The 22,164-nt window shown below is 60.4% G+C and carries 15 protein-coding genes; 11 read left to right on the forward strand and 4 right to left on the reverse strand.

The annotated features are described in order from the left end of the window. The first annotated feature begins 5 nt into the window (after window positions 1-5). The 3 genes from ACP7CZ_RS14590 (at window position 6) to ACP7CZ_RS14600 (ending at window position 6,854) form a co-directional block, all read left to right on the forward strand. A complete protein-coding gene (locus tag ACP7CZ_RS14590; RefSeq protein WP_057975234.1) occupies window positions 6-1,040 on the forward strand; it encodes a histone deacetylase family protein in 1,035 nt (344 codons plus the stop codon). Then, window positions 1,037-2,128: a polyamine ABC transporter substrate-binding protein gene (locus ACP7CZ_RS14595; RefSeq protein WP_054896069.1), complete on the forward strand. Its 1,092-nt coding sequence runs from the start codon at window positions 1,037-1,039 to the stop codon at window positions 2,126-2,128. The genes ACP7CZ_RS14590 and ACP7CZ_RS14595 overlap by 4 nt, the downstream gene beginning before the upstream one ends. A 115-nt stretch (window positions 2,129-2,243) precedes the next feature. After that, window positions 2,244-6,854 carry a dermonecrotic toxin domain-containing protein gene (locus tag ACP7CZ_RS14600; RefSeq protein WP_252949192.1) on the forward strand — a complete coding sequence of 1,537 codons (4,611 nt, stop codon included), beginning with the start codon at window positions 2,244-2,246 and terminating at the stop codon, window positions 6,852-6,854. Between the two features lie 5 nt (window positions 6,855-6,859). On the opposite strand, the gene ACP7CZ_RS14605 is transcribed toward ACP7CZ_RS14600, so the two are convergent. Beyond that, window positions 6,860-8,398: a PLP-dependent aminotransferase family protein gene (locus ACP7CZ_RS14605; protein ID WP_197900107.1), complete on the reverse strand. Its 1,539-nt coding sequence runs from the start codon at window positions 8,396-8,398 to the stop codon at window positions 6,860-6,862. An 87-nt stretch (window positions 8,399-8,485) separates the two neighbouring features. On the opposite strand from ACP7CZ_RS14605, the gene ACP7CZ_RS14610 reads away from it, so the two are divergent. From ACP7CZ_RS14610 to ACP7CZ_RS14620, 3 genes are read left to right on the forward strand one after another with little or no spacing between them, the layout of a single operon-like run. After that, window positions 8,486-9,124 carry an FMN-binding negative transcriptional regulator gene (locus ACP7CZ_RS14610; RefSeq protein WP_034129141.1) on the forward strand — a complete coding sequence of 213 codons (639 nt, stop codon included), beginning with the start codon at window positions 8,486-8,488 and terminating at the stop codon, window positions 9,122-9,124. Further along, the gene (locus ACP7CZ_RS14615; RefSeq protein ID WP_057975231.1) at window positions 9,121-9,567 is read left to right on the forward strand and encodes a GNAT family N-acetyltransferase; all 447 of its coding nucleotides are present in this window, start codon (window positions 9,121-9,123) and stop codon (window positions 9,565-9,567) included. Before ACP7CZ_RS14610 ends, ACP7CZ_RS14615 begins: the two co-directional genes overlap by 4 nt. 10 nt (window positions 9,568-9,577) lie before the next feature. Further along, window positions 9,578-10,249, forward strand: coding sequence for a GNAT family N-acetyltransferase (locus ACP7CZ_RS14620; protein ID WP_054916941.1), 672 nt, complete (start codon window positions 9,578-9,580; stop codon window positions 10,247-10,249). A 126-nt stretch (window positions 10,250-10,375) separates the two neighbouring features. Here ACP7CZ_RS14620 and ACP7CZ_RS14625 read toward each other — a convergent pair whose 3' ends face one another. Next, window positions 10,376-11,278 carry a homocysteine S-methyltransferase family protein gene (locus tag ACP7CZ_RS14625; RefSeq protein ID WP_034129144.1) on the reverse strand — a complete coding sequence of 301 codons (903 nt, stop codon included), beginning with the start codon at window positions 11,276-11,278 and terminating at the stop codon, window positions 10,376-10,378. Window positions 11,279-11,392: 114 nt separating this feature from the next. On the opposite strand from ACP7CZ_RS14625, the gene ACP7CZ_RS14630 reads away from it, so the two are divergent. From ACP7CZ_RS14630 to ACP7CZ_RS14650, 5 genes are all read left to right on the forward strand, one after another. Beyond that, window positions 11,393-12,214: an ABC transporter substrate-binding protein gene (locus tag ACP7CZ_RS14630; RefSeq protein ID WP_034129145.1), complete on the forward strand. Its 822-nt coding sequence runs from the start codon at window positions 11,393-11,395 to the stop codon at window positions 12,212-12,214. Next, complete coding sequence (locus ACP7CZ_RS14635) at window positions 12,211-12,981, forward strand: amino acid ABC transporter permease (protein ID WP_014720547.1); 771 nt, start codon at window positions 12,211-12,213, stop codon at window positions 12,979-12,981. Before ACP7CZ_RS14630 ends, ACP7CZ_RS14635 begins: the two co-directional genes overlap by 4 nt. Before the next feature lie 155 nt (window positions 12,982-13,136). After that, window positions 13,137-16,103, forward strand: coding sequence for an autotransporter outer membrane beta-barrel domain-containing protein (locus tag ACP7CZ_RS14640; protein WP_294188521.1), 2,967 nt, complete (start codon window positions 13,137-13,139; stop codon window positions 16,101-16,103). Between the two features lie 144 nt (window positions 16,104-16,247). Continuing rightward, window positions 16,248-17,543: an autotransporter outer membrane beta-barrel domain-containing protein gene (locus tag ACP7CZ_RS14645; RefSeq protein ID WP_426174548.1), complete on the forward strand. Its 1,296-nt coding sequence runs from the start codon at window positions 16,248-16,250 to the stop codon at window positions 17,541-17,543. Window positions 17,544-17,876: 333 nt separating this feature from the next. After that, window positions 17,877-18,812, forward strand: coding sequence for a hypothetical protein (locus ACP7CZ_RS14650; RefSeq protein ID WP_197900104.1), 936 nt, complete (start codon window positions 17,877-17,879; stop codon window positions 18,810-18,812). 74 nt (window positions 18,813-18,886) lie between these two features. On the opposite strand, the gene oadA is transcribed toward ACP7CZ_RS14650, so the two are convergent. Next, entirely contained in the window at window positions 18,887-20,695 is a 1,809-nt protein-coding gene (gene oadA, locus ACP7CZ_RS14655; protein ID WP_034129149.1) for a sodium-extruding oxaloacetate decarboxylase subunit alpha, read from the reverse strand. An 11-nt stretch (window positions 20,696-20,706) separates the two neighbouring features. Beyond that, window positions 20,707-22,122 carry an acetyl-CoA carboxylase biotin carboxylase subunit gene (locus ACP7CZ_RS14660; protein WP_003195732.1) on the reverse strand — a complete coding sequence of 472 codons (1,416 nt, stop codon included), beginning with the start codon at window positions 22,120-22,122 and terminating at the stop codon, window positions 20,707-20,709. Window positions 22,123-22,164 lie beyond the last annotated feature (42 nt).

The raw sequence follows: 22,164 nt of genomic DNA on the forward strand, positions 1-22,164 counted from the left end.
ACAACATGCTGACGATCTACTCGGACGATCATCATTTGCACCATGGCCGCTGTGAACTGATGGACGGGCAACTGATGCCCTGCTTCGAAATGCCCTCGCGCGCCGACCATGTGCTGCAACGGGTCAAGACGCGGGAGCTGGGGCCCGTGCAAGCGCCGCTGGACTTCGGCCTGGCACCGCTGCAACGTATCCACAGCCTCGACTACCTCGACTTCTTCAAAGGCGCCTGGCAGCGCTGGACCGAATACGGCCAGGACGGCGATCTGTTGCCCTACACCTGGCCTGCGCGCACGTTGCGCCGCGTGATGCCCACCAGCCTGCACGGCCAGTTGGGCTATTACAGCTTCGACGGTGGTGCGCCGATCACCGCCGGCACCTGGCAAGCGGCCTACAGCGCAGCACAAGTTGCCCTCACCGCCCAGGCCGCTATCGCCCAAGGCGCCCACAGTGCCTTCGCGCTGTGCCGCCCGCCGGGGCATCACGCCGCCAGCGATTTGATGGGCGGTTATTGCTACCTCAACAACGCGGCCATCGCAGCCCAGGCATTCCTTGATCAGGGCTGCAAAAAGATCGCGATCCTCGATGTGGACTACCACCACGGTAACGGCACGCAGTCCATTTTTTACGCGCGCAGCGACGTGCTGTTCACCTCGATTCACGGCCATCCGGAGGCAGAGTTTCCGTTCTTCCTCGGTTATGCCGATGAGCATGGCGAAGGCGAAGGCGCGGGTTTCAATTTCAACTATCCGTTGCCGGCCGGGTCCGGCTGGCAGGCCTGGAGCGCCGCGCTGGAACAGGCCTGCGCCGAAATCGAGTGCTACGCCGCCGACATCATCGTGGTGTCCCTGGGCGTGGACACGTTCAAGGACGACCCTATCTCGCAGTTCAAGCTCGACAGCCCGGACTACCTGACCATGGGCGCACGCATTGCCCGCCTGGGCAAACCCACGCTGTTCGTGATGGAGGGCGGCTACGCGGTGGAAGAAATCGGCATCAACGCCGTCAACGTGCTGGAAGGTTTCGAGGAAGCAGCCCAATGAACATACTCAAGTCGCTCGCCCTGTGCGCCGTGGTTGTCAGCGGCGCAGCCCAGGCCGAAGAAAAAACCCTGAAGGTCTACAACTGGTTCGACTACATCACGCCCAAGGCGCTGGAAGACTTCAAGGCCCAGCACCCGTCGATCAAGCTGGTGTACGACATCTTCGACACCAACGAAGCCCTGGAAGCCAAACTGCTCACCGGCAACTCCGGCTATGACGTGGTGGTGCCGTCCAACGTTTTCCTGGCCAAACAGATCGAAGCCGGCGTGTTCCAGCCCTTGGACCGCAGCCAGTTGCCGAACTGGAACCATCTTGACCCCAAACTGATGAAGCTGATCGAAGCCAACGACCCCGGCAATCAATACGCCGTGCCCTACATGTACGGCACCATCCTGATCGGCTTCAACCCAGCCAAGGTCAAGGCGGCCCTGGGCGACAACGCCCCCGTGGACAGCTGGGACCTGATCTTCAAGGAAGAGAACATCAGCAAGCTCAAGCAATGCGGCGTCGCACTGCTGGACTCGCCCTCGGAGATCCTGCCCCTGGCGTTGCAGCACTTGGGCCTGGACCCCAACAGCAGCAACCCCAAGGACTACGACAAGGCCGAAGCGCTGTTGATGAAGATCCGCCCGTACATCACTTACTTTCACTCGTCCAAGTACATGGCCGACATCGCCAATGGCGACATCTGTGTCGCGGTGGGTTATTCCGGCAGTTTCTCCCAGGCCGCCAACCGTGCCAAAGAGGCAAAAAACGGCGTCTCCGTGGACATGCGCCTGCCCAAAGAGGGCGCGCCGATCTGGTTCGACATGCTCGCCATCCCCAAGGGCGCGCAAAACCCACAGGACGCCTATACCTTTATCAACTACTTGCTACAGCCCGAGGTTATTGCGCCCATCAGCGATTTTGTCGGTTATCCCAACCCTAACAAGGACGCGACCGAACGAGTCGATCCGACCATTCGCAACAACCCCAACCTCTACCCGACCGAAGCGGCGATGGCGACGTTGTATACGTTAAAGCCTCTGGGGCGTGATGCGGAGCGCGCCAGGACCAGAGCCTGGACCAAGATCAAATCCGGCACGTGAAACACTGGCGGGCGTAGATGCGCCTCGACGTATCTACCGCCCTCGACGCAACGCAGCTCGCTACTTTGCTCATTTGCGAAGCCCGTCCGGGCCATCGAATGCAGAGGAGCTGCACATGCCCAATGACACCGCTAATAATCACCGCCCGCCCAGTACCTATGAACTGCTTACCCAGTTAACCACCGGCCCCACCGCCCGGGAAGTTGCCGCCGCCACACTGCGCTCTGCACTCAAAGAGCTGTATCCCAACCTGAATATCGACCCCGATCTGGCCGTGGTAGTCAGCCCTCAATGGGAGGTGGTCGGTAACGCCGTCGAGCGCGCGCCCGCTACTGTGGAATCACTCACCTCGGTGCTTGCTCATCAGGCACTGTCCAGCGACAGGGTGACCTACCTCGACGGTCAACACTTCCTCACGCTACAACCCAACGCTACGGCTCCCGTACACCTCGCGGTGAAAATCGATGCCATTGCACGTCTGATCAACGAGTTATCAGACCTGCTGTTCGCCGCGTTCCAGGAGCAGCAGCTGGACTTCTGGAACGCGTCCAATGGCGCAGCCGGCCCACGCTGGCAGGCCTTCTCCAGCGCGTTGAGAAACGTGTGGAACATCACCGAAGAGCAAGGTCTGGATGAGCACGAATGCGCCATGGCCCGCACGGTTTTTCATGAGCCCGACCGAGCCAGGCGCTCGCTGAAAGACCCCTATAAAACCCATGCCTACCTGGTTGACGTGGATATTCTTGAAGATGGCCAGTCTACCCACCTCTACTTCCTGGACCTTACCGTATTGGTGGGCGAACACGAGAACCGCCCGATGGTGCTGACGCACTCGCTTGTGAGCGGGTATGAGACGTTCGAGTCATTGGCCCAGTTCGGTGCTTCGCTGCCGGCAAGGCTGAATGCACCAGAGCAGGACGCTACCTTGCAATGGCGCTTGTACGAGCCTGATGGCAACTTCTTCGATGCGCTGGCCTGCACGCTGATCTCGCTGCAAATCCAGGTCATTGGCAGCCTCGGCGGGGCCGGCCTGCAGGATCAGCCGCCCGCCCCAACTGTCGCCCGGATCGTGCCGAGCATCGAAGAGATGAGCGATCACCAGTTGTCGAATATTCGCCAGATTCACCAACAACTCCCGGACTGGCTGACCTCGGCGACGGACTCCGATACCGCCGCCTACAGCCGCTATATGATCGACCTGGCCCAACTGCACACCCATTACCACGGCGAAACATTCCAGGACGGCATTCCGTCTATTCGTGACTATGCCCGGACTCAGTTGCACAGCCATATCCGCGTCCCGGAAAAGGGCGTGAGTCTGAATCTGGATAAGGTCGAGGTTGTGATTGAAAGCCCGGTTCTGTGGGGCACATTTGTCATTCCGGGTGCCGTCGACATCACTCGTCGTGACCTGATCGACCTGGCCCTGGAAAACCTTACCGGCTTGCCTACCGGCAACGCGACCGTGCACTACAACGGCAAGGACAACGGTGTACCCACCTGGCTGACTTACCGCTTTCTGAAAGACGTCATAGAAGACATTGATATAGGCCAGAACTACCCAGCCCTGGTCAAACAAAAACTGCTCGATGATCCGCTGCAATCGCGCCATCGACAGCAGATCTACACCCGCCACCTTCAGGTGCAACTGCCACTGCTGGCCTTGCAGATGAAAATCCGCGGCCAGGGCGGCGTCGATGAACGCGGTTACCGCTACATCGCCGCGGTGATGCACAACGAAGAACAGGAGCGCAAAGTAGATGGGCAGCCCATTGTCATTCGCTGCCTGGCCTTTGTGCCCACCTTGCGCCCCGGCCATGAGCAAGACGTGGTCGCCAATATGTTCGTGATCGGCCCGAGGCATTCCGACGCCGGCCCCTGCGTGCTTTATCGGCCCCTGCTCGAACCGACGCTGATGCAATTTGCATCGCGGCAAAACCTGCTGTACGCCATCAAACATGACCGTACCTTGCGCGAGTCAGTGCTGGCCTGGCTGCCCGACGCGCAACGCTTCAACTATGCACAATATGTGTTCCCCGACACCCTTCCCTCGCCCTGGACCGTGGTGCGCGCACTGGTCGAGCCGCTTACCGTGCTGTACATGAGCGGCCCCGTGACGCTGACCAACGAAGAAATAGGCAATGACGCGTTAGCGACGCTGTTCAAGGCCAATGCCAATGCCATGGTCGAATTGGCAACACGCCAGTCGGTATCCAACGTACAGAAACGGTGGGCGACCTTTCGACATGCAGGTTGGCAAATATTCAGTGCCGCGCTGCCGTTCATGGGCCGCACCCTGGGAGTCGCCGCCTGGATCTGGCAAATCATGGACGACCTGCAAGCTGCCGAGGAGGCCGTGAACAAGGATGACCACTCAACGGCCTGGACTGCGTTGGTGGATGTATTCCTCAACCTGGGAATGGCGCTGACTCTGCATATAGCCCTGCGCCATCCGCGACCTCGAAAGCAGTTCGATGCGGCCAGGATTGAGCCTGAATCCGAACAAACGACAATCGAAACGGTGAGCAAACCGCCGGTTGCCGAGAAAAAATATACCTGCGTGCAGCAACCGGATATTCCCGACAATCAACTACCTGCCAAGCATGAAGGTGCCGTACACACGCGCGGCGCCCTGAGCCATAGTCGCCTGGGACTGGCCAGAACACTCGACAGTTTTAATGTTGCCAAACCCGATAAGCTTGGCGAGCAAAATAAAACCCCCGGCCGCCACCTCAATCTCTATCCACTCGCGGATCGGTGGTTTGCACCCGTTGGTGAGCGCTGGTTCGAAGTCATCGTGGATGACAACGACAGTGTCATTATCATCGACTCCAAATCTCCCTTGCGTACAGGCCCGCCGCTGATCGGCAACCTGGCGGGCCAGTGGTTTGTCGACATCCGCCTGCGACTGCGCGGCGGCGGTCTTAGAAACCGCCGGCGGGCGGTCAAGGTCGATCAGCCTGCGCGCATTGCAGCACTCAAGAGGCAGCTCAACGCCTTTGACGCCGTCGCCGCCAGTCAACAACTGGACGTGCTTGAATCAAAGCCCGCGCTGGACGCTACCCCGGGGCCGTCCACGGACCTGCAGCGTACAGCGTTCATCGACAAGGTCGACAGGCGGCTGGCGGCGTACGACGAAGCGATCAGCCAGCTGAAGTCCTTGAGCATCATCGACACCGTACCCACCTACCAGAGCAACATGAGCGGTTACCTGAAACAACAGGTGCAACTGACACAAATAGCCATGGAGCAACAGGTGAAGAGCTACAAGAAAGCCTTGAAGGCGTCGTTGCCGGTTCTTGATGCCGAGGTAGACATTGACTATAAAAACCAGGCAAAAATCGCAAAAACCCTGTCCACTCAGAACCTTGGCATCATCAGGCGGCTGGAATTCATCAACGACCGCTTCAACGAACTTAAAACCCTGGGAGATGAAGGCGCGGCTATCATTCGTAAAACCATACGAGAGTTGCCGCAGCTCACGCTCATTGAACTCAAATCTCTTGAGATTGGCTTGGGTCGTTACTTGTGTATCGATGAGACGCAAAGCCAGGTTCCAGCCACCGTGCGTGAGCGAATGGGCCAGATCGTCGATTCAGCCGAAATCAACGTTGAAAGTTTCAGTGAGATTATTGAACGCGGTAATGGCGCCTCGCTGGATAATCGTATCGAGGTGCTCAACAGCCTCGTTGAGCAATTTTCCAGCGCCGACCAACGCCTGCTGGATCTGCATGCCGATTACCCGCAGCACTTGCTCAAACCCCGCCTCGAACGTTTTCGCCTGCAAATAAGCGAGTTCAGCCAACGGGCCATCCACGACCTGGCCTACCTGCTGCGAGAGAAAAAAGCCCAGCAGCCCAAGCCCGGCAGCTCCAGGGCCGAGCCCGCCCCAAGGCGTAAAGTGATCAAGACACGTCATCACGGCTTGGTGATGGGTGAGCCCCGCGAAGCAGACAGTTCGTTGGTCGACGTCAAGGCACACATGACCGGCAAGGTGCTCGCCACGTTTCATGAGAAGGCACCGGGAGTCTGGGTTAAACGGCAGAAAGCCCCATCGCAGCCAAGCGCACCGGTAGCTGTGGATCTGGACACCAGCATCAACACGGGGCAAGCGCTATTGGATGGCGAACAAGCTGAAACCCGTAAATACCAGGGTTTCTCCAGGAAACCCTGGCATGCGCCGCAGGATATTCAAGACATGTTCGATGATCATGCAAAGGCGCTGGAAAAAGCCTCAAACGATATCGAAGAAGCCCTGACCCAGCGCAATCTTACTGAAAGCGATCACGCTTCTGCCGCCTCAACCAAGCGCCAGCTCAACGACGCGGCGCAACGCCTCTATCGGCTTGGTAAAAAACACTACATCGACATGATCAAGCATCAAGCGCCAACCGCCGAACGGGTTGACTGGCTCAACAGCCAAGGGTTGATCCGCATCGTCAAGGTCATCAGCCGCCGCCCCCTCAAGGGGCCCAAAAAGGACTATCTGGACGAGTACGAGATTCGCGACAAAGAAAACGGCACTGTGCTGTGGTACGCGCACTTTCACTATGAAACAAAAGATGCCGCGCTGGAAAACTTCACCAAGGATCACCTCAAGACCCGCGAGCAACAACGTCTAGGCGGTGCCTATCAGCGCACCGGCCCCAGTGACTGGGACATGATTGAAATCCATCGCAGCAGCATCGGCGCCCAACTGGCCCAATCGCTGTTCTTCAACACCTGATCGGCTTATGGCAGCCAAGCCAGACGCAAACGCTCCAGCGCCTGCGCAATGCCCGACTCAGGCATGGCAGCAAACCCCAGCACCAGGCCGGCGCGTTGGTCCGGCGGTGTGCTGGAGTCTGGCAGCCAATAGGTGCTCAAGCCGTTGATCTCTACACCGACTGCATGAGCTTGCTTTAGCAATTGTTGCTCGCGGGACACGCTGTCGACACGCACCGTCAAGTGCAGCCCCGCTGCAACGTTGGGCAATGGGCCAACACCGGCTAATGCCTCTGGCCATCCAGCCAACAAGGCATTGCGTCGGCTCAACGCAGCACGGCGCATCCGACGAATGTGCCGCTGGAAATGCCCCGCCGCCATGAACTCGGCCATCACCGCCTGGGTGCTGACTTCGGAGTGACGCACATCCACCGCGCGGCGCCGGGTGAAGGCTTGCACCAGGCCCGGTGGCAACACCAGGTAACCCAGGCGCAACGCCGGGAACGCCACCTTGCCGAAGGTGCCCACGTACAGCACGCGGCCACTGCGATCCAGCGCGGCCAATGGTGACAGCGGCGCGCCGCTGTAGCGGTACTCGCCGTCGTAATCGTCCTCCACGATCCAGCCGCCTGAACGCTCGGCCCAGGCCAGCAACTCCAGGCGGCGTGCCAGGCTCATCACCACGCCCAGCGGATACTGATGGGAAGGCGTGACATACGCCACGCGGCAATCATTGAGGGCACTGAGCACCTGGCAATCCATGCCCTCACCGTCCACCGGCACGCCGTGCAGTCGCCCCCCGGCCAAAGCGAATGCATGGCCGGCCGCGCGATAGCCAGGGTTTTCCACCGCCACGCCATCCCCAGGCTCCACCAGCAACTGTGCACAAAGGCTGATGGCCTGCTGTGCGCCGCTGGTGATCACAATTTGTTCAGCCGTGCATTGCATGCCACGCGAGCTGCGCAGGTACGCGGCGATCAAACCGCGCAGGCGGCGATCACCTGCCGGGTCGCCATAGCACAGCTGTTCCAGGTCGGGTTTGCGCCAGAACGCCCCATTCAGCTTGGCCCATACCTCAAACGGGAACAGATCGAAGGCGGGTACGCCCACGCGAAATGCCCGAGGCGGCCCCGAAGGCGGCTGAGGCAGGTGGTGGTCTTTTACCCGCGCCAACCCGGCACTGTGGATAACTTCGTCATCCAAATCCTCGGGTAAATTTGCCCATTTTGTGGATAACCCTGGGGATAAGCCTGTTGACAACCCTGTGGATACTTTTGTGGATAGTTTTTGGGGCATCGGCAATTGGGCAACATAGGTGCCATCACCCACCCGGCTCTCGATAAACCCTTCGGCATACAACTGGTCGTAGGCGCGCACCACGCTGTTGCGGGAAATCGACAAGGCTGTCGCCAAATCTCGGGTTGCGGGCAACCGCGTGCCGCTGACCAATCGCCCATCCAATACCCGCTGGCGCAGGGCCTCATAAAGCTGGCGCGTGAGGCCCTGGCGGCGGTCCAGCTCGATACCGGCGGGGTTGAAGGACAGCGGTGGCGAAACAGGCGGCATATTGGACCTATGAAAATAGCGCGAGATGGCTCTTACAACGAACCAATAGCCTGCCTAGGATGCAGGCATTCGCCAAGGAATATCTCCATGTACACACCCCGAGCCTTTGCTCTCGATGACTTGCCCGAAATCCAGCAACTGATCCAGCACACCCGTCTGGCGCAGTTGGTAACCGTGGGTGAAAACGGCCTGCAAGCCAGCCACTTGCCTTTGCTGCTCAACCCCGATGAAGGGCCCAATGGCACGCTGTACGGTCACCTGGCCAAGGCCAACCCGCAATGGCGCGAGCTGCAAAATGGCGGTGAAGCGCTGGTGATCTTCGCCGGTGCCGACGCCTATATCAGCCCGGCGTTTTACCCCGCCAAGGCCGAGCACGGCAAAGTGGTCCCGACCTGGAACTACATCGCCGTGCACGCCTATGGCACGCCTGCGGTATTCAGCGACGCCGAGCGCTTGCTCAAGGTGGTCACCGCCCTCACCGACCGCCATGAAAGCGCCCGCGCCCAACCCTGGCGTGTCAGCGACGCACCGGCGGACTACATCGACGGCATGCTCAAGGCCATTGTCGGCTTTGCCCTGCCGATCGAACGCCTGGTGGGCAAACGCAAACTCAGCCAGAACCGCAGCGCCGCCGACATGGCCGGTGTCCGTGACGGCCTGGCCGCCAGTGCCGATGTACGTGACCAGACCCTCGCCCGCTTTATTCCCCAAGGAGTTTCAGAATGAGCTTGATCGACATTCGCCAGGTCACAGCCGCCGACCAAGCCGCCTGGCTGCCGCTATGGCAGGCCTACTTGGCGTTCTACAACACCGAATTGCCGGACGCCGTCAGCCAAAGCACCTGGCAACGCCTGATCGACCCCAGCGAGCCGACCCATTCGGCACTGGCCTGGGAGGACGGCAAGGCGGTGGGCATGGTCAACTTCATCTACCATCGCTCCAACTGGAGCATCGAGAACTCCTGCTACCTGCAGGACTTGCTGGTTGACCCAGCCCAACGTGGCACAGGCGTCGGTCGCAAGCTGATCGAATTCGTCTACGCCACCGCCAAGGCCGATGGCTGCTGCAAGGTGCACTGGTTGACCCATGAGACCAACGCCACGGCGATCCAGCTCTATGAGCGCATCGCCGAACGCCCAGGCTTCATCCAATTTCGCAAAGGTCTTTAAGGAGCACTGCATGATCAATTCCCTCGCTGATTGGAAAGGCGTCCCGGCGCCGACTGCGCAACTGCTTGAAGGGCGTTTTATCCACCTGGAAAAGCTCGACCCGGCGCGCCATGCCGATCAACTGTGGCAAGCCCTTGACGGCCCAGGGGCCGATCCGAAGCTGTGGGATTACTTGCCCTACGGCCCGTTCACCGAGCGCAGTGCCTTCGACGCCTGGTTGAACAATCACGCAGCCCACAGCGACCCGTACTTTTTCAGCGTGATCGACCGTGCGACGGGCCAGGTTCAGGGCATCCTCAGCCTGATGTCCATCGTCCCGGCGCAAGGCCGTATCGAAATCGGCCACGTCACCTTCGGCGCACCCATGCAGCGCTCGCCGAAAAGCACCGAAGCGGTGTACCTGCTGGCCAAGTATGCGTTCGAGCAGGGCTACCGTCGGCTGGAGTGGAAGTGCAACAACGGCAACGCGCGGTCCAAGTACGCAGCCGAGCGCTTGGGGTTCAGTTTTGAAGGGGTGTTCCGCCAGCACATGGTGGTCAAGGGGCAGAACCGCGATACGGCGTGGTATTCGATCCTGGATTCGGAATGGCCGAAGGTCGGTGCCGGGTTTGAGGCGTGGTTGTCGCAGGCGAACCAGAGTGGTTCGGGCCAGTTGAAGACACTCACAGAGTGTCGGGATTAATACTCACATGTGTGGGAGCTGGCTTGCCTGCGATACAGACACCTCGGTGTATCAGGCAAACCAGTTGATGCCATCGCAGGCAAGCCAGCTCCCACATTGGAGGGTGGCGACTCTCGGAACTTAGGCTCAGCCAGCCAACTTCTGGGCCAGCACCGCAATATGCTCGGGTCCGATGCCGCAGCACCCACCCAAATGGCTAGCGCCGCGCGCTTGCCAATCGGCCGCCCATTGCAAGTAGCCGGGCGGGTCGAGGTCGTCGCGCAACGGGTCCAGACCATCGTTGGCCGTGGCTTCCTTGGGTTGCGGTGGGAAAGCGTTGGCGTAGGCGCCGATCTGAATCGCTACACCCAATCGTTCGAAAGTTGCCCGCGCCGCATCAATGGCCGCGCCGATCACTTCCGGCTGGCTGCAGTTGAACAGCAATACCTGCACGCCCAGTTGCGCCGCCGCCTCGGCTGCGTCCGCCACCGGTTCGCCGGAGCGCAAGCGCGGCACCTCGTCGGTGTCTTCGTCTTTCAAGGTAAACGACAGCCAGAACGGCTTGCCATCTTTCGGCAACCCGGCATGGATCGCACGCGCTTCAGCGATTGAGCTCTGGGTTTCCGCCAGCCACAGATCGACATGCGGCGCCAGGCCGTTCACCAAGGGGGTGAGCAACTCACTGACGCGCTCGGCCTGGAACAGATCTGGGCGATAAGAGCCAAACAGCGGTGGCAGTGAGCCGGCTACCTGCACGGCTTTACCGGAGGCCTGCACCGCCCGTCGCGCCAACTCACCGGCCAGGGCGGCGAGCGCCTGCCCTTCTTGGGCAAACCGCGCTTCGCCAATGTGGAACGGCACCACCGCGTAACTGTTGCTGGTGATCACATTAGCACCACTGTCGATGTAGGCCGCGTGCACCGCCTCCACCGCTTGCGGCGCTTCGCTCAAGGCCAGTGCCGACCATTCCGGCTGACGGAACGGCGCGCCACGGCGTTGCAGTTCACGGCCCATGCCACCATCGAGAATTACTGTGCTTACTGCGCCCATATGCTTTTTACTCATATGCTTATGAAAATAACTCACTATGAGAGTCGTTCTTATAACTATTTAATGCGTACCGTTCGGTTAATAACAACCTCTTTTTTATTCAGGTGTTCGATTTTGAAATTCAGACCGCTGTTGGCCCTGGGCCTGACGATGTTGGCTGCTTCAACCCAAGCCTTTGGCGGTGCCACGCTGGATCGTGTCGAGCAGAAGAAAGAGCTGGTCGGCGTGCTGATGGAAAGCTATCCACCGTTTTCATTTCTCAATGACCAGAATCAGCTCGACGGTTTCGACGTGGACGTGGCCAAGGCCGTGGCGCAAAAACTGGGCGTGAAGTTGCGCCTGGAAACCCCATCCTGGGACGTGATCGCCGCCGGCCGCTGGAGCGGGCGCTACGACATTTGCATTTGCTCCATGACCCCAAGCAAGGCACGCGCCGAGGTGTTCGACTTCCCGGTGGAGTACTACGCCTCACCCGCCGTGATCGTGGTCAATGCCAAGGACGATCGCATCCACGAAGCGAAGGACCTGAGCGGCAAGAAAGTCGGCCTCACCAGCGCCTCGAGCTACGAAAGCTACCTGAACAAGAACCTGGTGATCGAAGGCGCCGAAGACACGCAGTTGCAGTACCCGTTCGAGGAGGTGCAGATCGCCCCGTACGACACCGACAACGTGGCGTTCCAGGATCTGGGCCTGGGCGCTGGCGTGCGCCTGGATGCGATCCTCACCAACCTGGTCACCGCGCAGCCGCGCCTGACCCAGGACAAGCGTTTCAAGCTCGCCGGTGCGCCGCTGTACTCGGAGCCCAACTCGGTGGCCATCGAGAAAGGCGACCCGCAGTGGGACAGCAAAGTGCGTGAGGTCTTCGCCCAGCTCAAGCAGGACGGCACCTTGAGCGCGCTGTCGCAAAAATGGATCGGCGCCGATATAAGCCGATGAGTTTTCGCCTACGGCTTTACCTGACCTGGGCGGCGCTGTTCGCGCTGTTTGCGAGTTTCTTCCTTAGCTTTGACCTGAAGTTCTCGATCATCCTCGACAAGCTGCCCAACCTGGTCGGCCTGCACCTTGCGCCCAACGGCTTCCTGCAAGGCGCGGCGCTGACGCTGTTCTTGTGCCTGTGCGCCATTGTCGCGTCGTCGGTGCTGGGCTTTATCACCGCGTTGGGGCGCCTGTCCAAAAGTGCCGTGGCGTTCGGCATTGCCAGTTTCTACGCCTCGTTCTTTCGCGGCACGCCGCTACTGATCCAGATCCTGTTGATCTACCTGGGCCTGCCGCAATTGGGGCTGGTGCCAGGCGCCATCGTCGCCGGGATCATCGCGTTGTCACTGAATTACGGCGCCTACCTGAGCGAGATTTTCCGCGCTGGCATCCTCGGCGTGCCCCATGGTCAACGCGAGGCTGCGCTGGCCCTGGGCATGCGCGACAGGGCGATCTTCTGGCACGTGACCCTCCCCCAGGCCATGCGCACCATCATCCCGCCGGCCACTAACCAGTTCATCTCAATGCTCAAGGATTCGTCGCTGATCTCCGTGATGGGCGTGTGGGAAGTGATGTTTCTGGCGCAGTCCTATGGCCGCTCAAGCTACCGCTATATCGAGATGCTCACGACGGCGGCGATCATTTATTGGGTGATGTCCCTGGGGCTCGAATTGATCCAGGCGCGGATGGAGCGGCATTTCGGCAAGGGCTACGTGCGGCGCGGTTGACGTGCAGAATGTGCAATATATTGCAGCGCTCAGGCTGAATAGGCTCAAGGATCTGCAATAGATTGCATATTCATTGTCGTCATCTTTTCGACACATTCCTGCAACTCCCCTCCGCTATACAGGTCGACTCGCTTGCCATAACAAGGTCGCCCAGCATGCCCCCGTCTCCTCAACGCCTCGCGCTCGCCATCACCCTGTTGGCCAGCGGTGGTTTCATCGAAGCAGCCGCAGCCAAAACCCTGCAGATCGACACGCCTACCACCCAGGGGCAAACCTTGGGGGACAGTGATACGTTGACCACGTCGGCGCCTGGCAGCATTACAACCTCTGGGGTGGCGGTGACGCTCAAGGACGGCACCCGCGGTGCGGGGGTGGTGGTGACTAACGCGGGCAAGCTGGTCTCCAGTGGCGGTCGGGGTATCGACAGTTCAGGAAGTGTCAGCGGGGAGCGCAGGTACGGCATTTACAACCTTGCCGGCGGGGTGATCCAAGGCGCCAATGATGCGTTGCGCATCAACAGTAACTTTGCCAGCGGCAGCGTGCTGATCGACAACAGCGGCACCATTCGCTCGGCCACCGGCCAAGGGCTGGACCTGGATGCGCTGCGCAGCAGCAACGTCACCACCACCATCATCAACCGTGCCGGTGGCTTGATTCGCGGGGAGGCCAGCGACGGCATGAAGACCGGCGCCAACGCCACTATCACTAACTACGGCGAGATTTCCACCGGCAACACCTTCTCCCGCGATGACAAGTTCGATGGCGTGGACATCGACTCCGCCAGCGGCGTAACGGTCACCAATTACGGCCTGATTTCCGGTGGCCGCCATGGCATCACCACGGACGAGGGCGCCACGCTGACCAACTACGGCACGGTGATCGGCCGCAACGGCTCGGGCTTTGGTTCCGATGGCGACGGCACTGTGATCAACCACGGCACCATCACCGGCGCGTTCTCCGGGCTGCAACCGGATGGCGACGGTGACGGCGTGGACATCGACAAGATCGCCCATATCGAAAACTACGGCGTCATCCAGGGTGTCGGCGCCGGGGGTGTCGACAAGAACGGCTTTGCCAACGGCAGCGACGGGATCGCCCTGGGCGGCGGCGCTATCTACAACGCCCAGGGCGCGCTGATCAGTGGTGCCAACAATGCCATCCTGGTGGACGACGGCAGCGACGGGCCCGGGCTTGCGACTACCACCCTGGAGAACCACGGCACGATTCAAGGCCTGGATGGCTTTGGTGTGAAGTTCGTCGGCAATTACGCCGACACAGTCATCAATAGCGGCACGATCAGTGCCAGCAATGGCCTGGCCCTGGACTTGGGCGGCGGTGACGACCACGTGATCTTGCGCAATGGCAGCCGCTTTATCGGCACAGTGGACGGCGGCAGCGGTTACGACCGACTGACCCTGGACGACGTCGCAGGGGGCAGTTTTGGCGACAGCCGCAACCTTGAATGGCTGGAGGTCAAGCAAGGCATCTGGACGTTGACCGGCCAGGGTGATTTCAGCGACGGCGGCGAGATTTCCAGCGGTGCCAAGCTGGTCAACCAAGGCGGCATTGCCGGTAATGTGACGGTCGATGCAGGCGGTGTGTATGCCGGCGGCGGCTCGGTGGGCAGCCTGCTGATGAACGGCACCCTGCAGACCAACACCGCATTGGGTACCGCCAGCATCAGCCGTGACTTGCGCATGGGCAGCGGCTCGACCCTCGCCTATGGCGTCAACGCCGACGGCAGTAGCGCACCGATCAAGGTCGGCGGCACCGCTTACCTTAATGGCGCGACCCTGGCGGTCAACCCCGGCGAAGGCACCTACCCGTGGCAAAGCCATTACAGCGTGCTGCAAGCCGGCAGCATCAACGGCACGTTTGGCAAGGTCACCAGCGACTACGCCTTCCTGACCCCAACCCTGGATTACAGCGCCACTCAGGTCGGCCTCACGTACACACGTAACGACATCGCCTTCAACCAGTTCGCCAGCACCGCCAACGGTGCCAGCGCCGCCAGCAGCCTGGCGGGCCTGGGCACGAACAATCCGCTGTACAACGCCCTGCTCAATACCACCACCGCCACAGCCGGTGCAGCCATCGAGCAACTGGCGGGCAGCAGCACTGCCAGCCTCACCAGCGCCACCCTCAATGCCAGTGCTCAAGTTGGCAACAGCATGCTCGCCGCCATGCACCAGGTGGGCGGCGGTGCGGGACTGCTGGTGGGGCTGGACGGCAAAGACACACCCGCACTGGCGGCCACCGGCGTACCCGCCGAGGTGCGCAACCTCAATGACCCGAACGCCCGCGGCCGCCTGTGGCTGCAAGGTATCGGCAGCTACGGCAAGCTCGACGGCGAGCACGGCAGTGACGGTTTGACCCAACGCACCAAGGGCACAGTGCTCGGTGCCGATTGGGCGCTGGACGGCGACTGGCGCCTGGGTGTGCTGGGGGGTTATTCCAAGACCGACCTGGACACCGCCGGTGTGGACGGCAGCGTCGACAGCTGGCACGCCGGCGTCTATGCCCTGCGCCAGAGTGGCCCACTGGCCTTGCGCCTGGGTGCTGCCTACAGCGGGCACCAAGGCGACAGTAAACGCACGGTGGCCTTCAACGGTTTTAACGACCGCCCCAAAGGCGACTATGACGCCAACAGCCAGCAGGCTTTTGCTGAACTGGGCTACGCCCTTTGCACAGGTCGCTTGAGCGCAGAGCCGTTCGCCAACCTCGGCTACCAGCGCTACCAGCGCGACGGCTATAAAGAAAAAGGCGGCGCCGCTGCGTTACACGTCAAGGGCCAGACCCAGGACAACTTCAGCAGCACCTTCGGCCTGCGCCTGGCGCACCTGAGCCAGCTGGACAACGGCGTCAGCCTCACACCCCGCGCCAGCGTTGGCTGGAAGCACACCTATGGCGATGTCGACAGCACCACCGGCCAGGCTTTCCTGGCGGGAGGCACGGCGTTCAATGTGCAAGGCAGCGCCCTGGATCGGGACAGCCTGTTGCTGGAAGCGGGCCTGGACCTGGGCTTATCCGCCCGCCATCGCCTGGGCCTGGGCTATACAGGCGAAGTGGGCGGCAACAGCCGCAACCATGCACTGACCGGCCAATGGCAGATGAGTTTTTAATCGCACCGTACTAGAGACAACTCCCGCAAATCAGGGGTCGATGGCCTGACAGTTATCCCCCCCTCACCTCGCCTAAATTCCCGGCCTCATTAATCAAGAGGTTGGGACTGCATGCCATTCACCTTACAGCGACTCGTGCTCGTCATGTCCTTCGGGCTGGCCGCCAGCAGCATTCAATTTGCCCAAGCGCAGGGAAGCGTGGAACACGTGTTCGATCGGTCCGGGATCACAGAACTGACCGGGTCAATCAATCGTGACGGCGTCTTGCATCGCCTTTCGACAGACGCCCCCGTCGATTTTTACCTGGCCGAACACACAAACACTCGCAACGGCCAGCGCCTGGCGCTGGCCGTGGACGCGGCGGTCAAATCGCTACTTGAATCAGACAAACTCACCCCCTGGGACAGGTACGAACTGGGCAATATCGGCGAATACCTCAATAACCTCGCACCGGGGAAGGTCGCTCAGGCCCTCGAACAACTCGCGGGCAGCCAGAATGCCAACCTTGCCGCAGCCACCCAAATGAGCACGCAACAGGTCAGCGACACGCTGCTCTCGGTCCTGCGCGACCTGCCAGCAAACGTCGCAGACGATGCCGATGGCCGCATCTGGGTAAAAGGCCTCAGCCACAACGGCAAACTTGACGGCCAATATGGCAGCGTCGGGTTGCAGCAAAGCACCAAGGCCGTTGTTCTGGGCGCCGACTGGGCAGTCGATCACGCTTGGCGTGCCGGTGTGGTGGGAGGCAAATCCGAAAGCGAGTTTGAGCACAAGCGTTTCAAAGCAGCGCTCGACAGCTGGCATCTGGGCGCATACGCCGTACGCCAGGACGGCCCGCTGGCTCTGCGCCTGGGTGCCATCTACAGCAACCATGACGGGCAAAACAAACGCGGTGTCGATATCGACTTCTTGGGTTATCGCGAGCAACTCAAAGGCAAATACACGGCCCAAAGCCAAACCGTGTTTGGCGAAATGGGCTACCAGCTGGGCAAGGATACGTTAAGCGTCGAGCCGTTCGCAGGCTTGGGGTACCAGCGCTACCATCGTGAAGGCTTCAAGGAAAAAGGCGGCTTTGCGGCGTTGAATGTCGGTGCGCAAACCCAGCAAAACCTCAGCAGCACCCTGGGGCTTCGCTTGGGCAGCCTTTATCGTTTTGATAACAACATGAGCCTGTCCCCGCATTTGAGCACCCACTGGAAGCACCTCTACGGCGACGTGCAAAGCAGCGTGAAGCAATCTTCCCGACTGATTGACCTGACCGGAGAAAAGAGTGATTTCACCGTCGATGGCGTCTCGCTGAACCGCGACAGCCTGGCCCTGCGCACGGGGTTGGACATAGGCCTTTCTGCTCATCAGGCACTGAGCGTCGCGTACACCGCTGAGGTCGGCAGTAACAGCCGTAACCATGGGCTGGTAGGCGAATGGAAGATGGGGTTTTAAGACAGCAACTGAGGAAACTTCACGCTCAAGCCGGTTACAACGCCTGACATTAAGCCGGTGATTGTGCTCGCTACACTCCGGCCTCCTACACCGAAGAGGCCGGAAACCATGATCTCGCCATTCTCGTATATCCCTTCCATGGGCATGCTGTTTGCCCATGGCACCCAGTCCCTCGCCGCTGCCGTCACCCCGGCCACACCAGCAGAGCCACCTGCACACCCGCCAGCGTTGTCTGGCGAGCTCAAGACTGCCCATAGCCAACCGTCCAATGGCTTGCTCAATACCCATACCATCAAACTCATGACTACCCCAGGCTCAGCGAGCAGTCACGGTATGAATATCGACCACTTGGCCAAACTGACCCAAAGCGACGCCAATCTGGCTAACCCCCACCTCATGACAGCCGTTGAAATCGTCAACAGCCCGGATGTACAGATCAAGGCGCCTGTTCATGGCTTGGTCAGCTCCGGGCTCACCTCCGTCTGGCTGGATAACCGAGGGGTCATCACCGGTGCAACAGGCACGGGTGTGAAGCTGGACGGAAATAAAGCCGATGAAGTGACCAATCAGGGCGTTATCACCGGCGGCAACGGCGTAGCCCTCGACATGGGAGGCGGTGACGATCTGTTGATTATCAAGAAAGGCAGCCGTTTCAACGGCGAAGTGGATGGGGGCAGTGGCACCAATCAGGTGATTCTCGACGACGCTGAAGGAGGGACTTTTGAAGGGGCGACAAGAATGCAGCATCTGTGGGTCGGCAAAGGCTCCTGGGAGCTGACCGGTGCACTGCACGCCAACCGACAAGGCAAGGTGTACAGCGACGCGACGTTGATCAACCGTAGTGGGATCAAGGGCACAATGGATATCGAGCCGGGCGCGAGCTATTCCGGCGGTAACGTCGACAATCTTAACGTAGCCGGCACCCTGCTGCTCGACCCCGCGATTACGGCGCGGACAAGGATCACCAACGATCTGAATCTGAAACCAGGATCGAGCGTGAATTTCAAAATCGGCGTGGATCAACAGCACTCCGTGCTGAACGTCGGCAACACATTAACGTTGGGGAACCCCACCCTGCACCTTGACGTACAGCCAGAGAGCGACGAGTTGCTCAAGCGCCAGCTACCCATCGCCAAAGCGACCACCATTGATGGGAGGTTCGGCGCCATCAGCAGTAACCTGACCACCCTGGAACCTGAATTGATCTACACCCCGAAGGGCATTTTTGTCGAATTCAAACGCAAGGAGAGCCCGGCAATCACCGCCTGATGGTCAAAAAATCAGCAAAAAAAAGGGGGCACATGCCCCCCCGAGGTTAAAGCGGTAGTTGGAAGGCTGAGTAATCAGCCTTCGATCTCGATCAGGATTTCCCCAGGGTTCACCCGGTCGCCCTTGGCCACATGAACAGCGGCGACCTTGCCGGCAATCGCTGCCTGCACTTCGGTCTCCATCTTCATGGCTTCGGTAATCAACACGGCCTGGCCGGCCTTGACCACGTCGCCGACCTTGACCAGCACATCGACGATATTGCCCGGCATCGCCGTGCTGACATGGCCCGGTTCGGTCGCGTGCTTGCGCTTGCTGCCGCCGCTGCTGACAAATTCGTTTAGCGGCTCGAACACCACTTCTTCCGGCATGCCGTCGATGGACAGGTAGAAGTGACGCTTGCCTTCGGCCTTTACACCGACACCGGTGATATCCACACGGTAGCTTTCGCCGTGCACGTCGATAACGAATTCGGTCGGTACACCTTCACCGCCAGCACGGGCCACGCCGCCCGCTTCCGGGATCGGCAACAACACTTCAGGGGCCAGGGTGCCGGCATCGCGTTCTTCGAGGAACTTGCGCCCGATATCCGGGAACATGGCGTAGGTCAGCACGTCTTCTTCGGACTTGGCCAATGCGCCGATTTCGCCACGCAGCTTGGTCATCTCCGGCTTGAGCAAGTCCGCCGGGCGCACGTCGATCACGTCTTCGCTGCCGATGGCCTGGCGGCGCAGTTTTTCGTTCACCGTGCCCGGCGCCTTGCCGTAACCGCCTTGCAGGTAGAGCTTCACTTCGTTGGTGATGGTTTTGTAGCGCTCGCCGGCCAATACGTTGAAGAACGCCTGGGTGCCAACGATCTGCGAGGTCGGCGTTACCAGTGGCGGGAAGCCGAGGTCTTCACGCACTCGTGGAATCTCGGCCAGCACTTCGCTCATGCGGTTCAGAGCGCCCTGCTCTTTGAGCTGGTTGGCCAGGTTGGAGATCATCCCGCCCGGCACCTGGTTGACTTGCACACGGGTGTCGACGGCGGTGAATTCGCTCTCGAACTGGTGGTACTTCTTGCGCACGGCGTAGAAGTACAGGCCGATCTCTTGCAGCAGTTCCAGGTCGAGGCCGGTGTCGAACTCGCTGCCTTTAAGGGCTGCGACCATCGACTCGGTGCCCGGATGGCTGGTGCCCCAGGCAAAGCTGGAGATGGCCGTATCGATGTGGTCGGCACCGTTTTCGATGGCCTTGAGTTGGCACATCGCGGCCAGGCCGGCGGTGTCGTGTGAATGGATAAAGATCGGCAGGTTCTGCTCGGCTTTGAGTGCCTTGACCAGTTCGCCAGTGGCGTAGGGCGTGAGCAGGCCGGCCATGTCCTTGATCGCGATGGAGTCGCAGCCCATGGCTTCCAATTGCTTGGCCTGGGCCACGAACGCTTCCACGGTATGCACTGGGCTGGTGGTGTAGGCGATAGTGCCTTGTGCATGTTTGCCAGCGGCTTTCACCGCTTCAATGGCCACGCGCAGGTTACGCACGTCGTTCATTGCATCGAAAATGCGGAACACGTCGATACCGTTGACCGCCGCCTTGGCCACGAAGGCTTTGACCACGTCGTCGCTGTAATGGCGGTAGCCCAGCAGGTTCTGGCCGCGCAGCAGCATTTGCAGGCGCGTATTGGGCAGTGCGGCACGCAGTTGGCGCAGGCGCTCCCACGGGTCCTCCTTGAGGAAGCGCACACAGGCGTCGAAGGTCGCGCCGCCCCAGACTTCCAGGGACCAGTAGCCAACTTTGTCGAGCTTGTCGCAGATCGGCAGCATGTCGTCGGTGCGCATGCGGGTGGCCAGCAACGATTGGTGGGCGTCGCGCAGGATGGTGTCGGTTACGAAGATCTTCTTGCTCATTGTTATATTCCTCACAGGCCTGCGTGGGCGGCGATGGCGGCGGCGATGGCCAGGGCCAGCTCTTCGGGTTTGCGCTTGATCGAGTAGTTGGTCAGCTCAGGGTGGCTTTCCACAAAGCTTGTATTGAACTGGCCGCTACGGAATTCCGGGTTGCGCAGAATTTCCTGATAATAGGCGGCAGTGGTCTTCACGCCTTGCAGGCGCATGTCGTCCAGGGCACGCAGGCCGCGGTCCATGGCTTCTTCCCAGGTCAACGCCCACACCACCAGTTTCAGGCACATGGAGTCATAGAACGGCGGGATGGTGTAGCCGGTGTAGATCGCCGTGTCGGTACGCACGCCGGGGCCGCCAGGGGCGTAGTAACGGGTGATCTTGCCGAAGCTTGGGAGGAAGTTGTTCTTCGGGTCTTCAGCGTTGATACGAAACTGCAACGCGAAACCACGGTGCTGGATATCTTCCTGCTTGACCGACAACGGCAGGCCGGAGGCGATGCGGATTTGCTCGCGAACGATATCGATGCCGGTGATTTCTTCGGTGATGGTGTGTTCCACCTGCACCCGCGTGTTCATCTCCATGAAGTACACCTCGCCCTCTGCGAGCAGGAACTCCACGGTGCCGGCGTTCTCGTAGCCCACGGCCTTGGCGGCGCGCACCGACAGATCGCCGATGTAGGCGCGCTGTTCCGGGGTCAGTTGCGGGCTGGGGGCGATTTCGATCAGCTTCTGGTTGCGACGCTGGATCGAGCAATCACGCTCGAACAGGTGCACCACGTTGCCAAAGCTGTCACCGAGGATCTGCGCCTCGATGTGCTTGGGGTTAACAATGCATTTTTCCAGGAACACTTCCGCCGAACCGAAGGCCTTGGTGGCTTCGGAAATCACGCGGGGAAAGGCTTGTTCAAGTTCTTCGCGACTGTTGCAACGACGAATGCCACGGCCGCCACCACCGGAGGTGGCCTTGAGCATCACCGGGTAACCGATACGGTCGCCTTCAGTGAGGGCTTCGTGGATGTCGGCAACGTTGCCTTCGGTGCCCGGCGTGACCGGCACACCGGCCTTGATCATGCTGCGGCGCGCTTCGGTCTTGTCGCCCATGCGGCGAATCACTTCTGCCGAGGGGCCGATGAACTTGATGCCGCGCTCGGCACAGATATCTGCCAATTCGGCGTTTTCCGACAGGAAGCCGTAGCCGGGGTGCAGCGCATCGCAGCCGGTTTCCACCGCCAGGTTCACCAGCTTGCGCGGGTTCAAGTAACCGGCCAGTGGCTCGGCACCGATGCTGTGGGCTTCGTCGGCACGCTTGACGTGCAACGCATGGCGGTCGGCGTCCGAATAAACCGCGACCGAGCGAATGCCCATCTCGGCGCAGGCACGCACGATTCGTACGGCAATTTCACCACGGTTGGCGATCAGGATCTTTTTTATCACTTGGAAATTCCCTTGAGCCGATTTGCGTGCTTCGACCCGTTG

It is taken from the genome of Pseudomonas sp. DWP2-2, from assembly GCF_049897065.1.
Lineage (GTDB): Bacteria > Pseudomonadota > Gammaproteobacteria > Pseudomonadales > Pseudomonadaceae > Aquipseudomonas > Aquipseudomonas paracarnis.

Bases quoted from the DNA above. Each gene is read 5' to 3' on its own strand.
- ACP7CZ_RS14590 (WP_057975234.1), top strand. From the start codon at position 6: ATGCTGACGATCTACTCGGACGATCATCATTTGCACCATGGCCGCTGT.
- ACP7CZ_RS14595 (WP_054896069.1), top strand. From the start codon at position 1,037: ATGAACATACTCAAGTCGCTCGCCCTGTGCGCCGTGGTTGTCAGCGGC.
- ACP7CZ_RS14600 (WP_252949192.1), top strand. From the start codon at position 2,244: ATGCCCAATGACACCGCTAATAATCACCGCCCGCCCAGTACCTATGAA.
- ACP7CZ_RS14605 (WP_197900107.1), bottom strand. From the start codon at position 8,398: ATGCCGCCTGTTTCGCCACCGCTGTCCTTCAACCCCGCCGGTATCGAG.
- ACP7CZ_RS14610 (WP_034129141.1), top strand. From the start codon at position 8,486: ATGTACACACCCCGAGCCTTTGCTCTCGATGACTTGCCCGAAATCCAG.
- ACP7CZ_RS14615 (WP_057975231.1), top strand. From the start codon at position 9,121: ATGAGCTTGATCGACATTCGCCAGGTCACAGCCGCCGACCAAGCCGCC.
- ACP7CZ_RS14620 (WP_054916941.1), top strand. From the start codon at position 9,578: ATGATCAATTCCCTCGCTGATTGGAAAGGCGTCCCGGCGCCGACTGCG.
- ACP7CZ_RS14625 (WP_034129144.1), bottom strand. From the start codon at position 11,278: ATGGGCGCAGTAAGCACAGTAATTCTCGATGGTGGCATGGGCCGTGAA.
- ACP7CZ_RS14635 (WP_014720547.1), top strand. From the start codon at position 12,211: ATGAGTTTTCGCCTACGGCTTTACCTGACCTGGGCGGCGCTGTTCGCG.
- ACP7CZ_RS14640 (WP_294188521.1), top strand. From the start codon at position 13,137: ATGCCCCCGTCTCCTCAACGCCTCGCGCTCGCCATCACCCTGTTGGCC.
- ACP7CZ_RS14645 (WP_426174548.1), top strand. From the start codon at position 16,248: ATGTCCTTCGGGCTGGCCGCCAGCAGCATTCAATTTGCCCAAGCGCAG.
- ACP7CZ_RS14650 (WP_197900104.1), top strand. From the start codon at position 17,877: ATGAATATCGACCACTTGGCCAAACTGACCCAAAGCGACGCCAATCTG.
- oadA (WP_034129149.1), bottom strand. From the start codon at position 20,695: ATGAGCAAGAAGATCTTCGTAACCGACACCATCCTGCGCGACGCCCAC.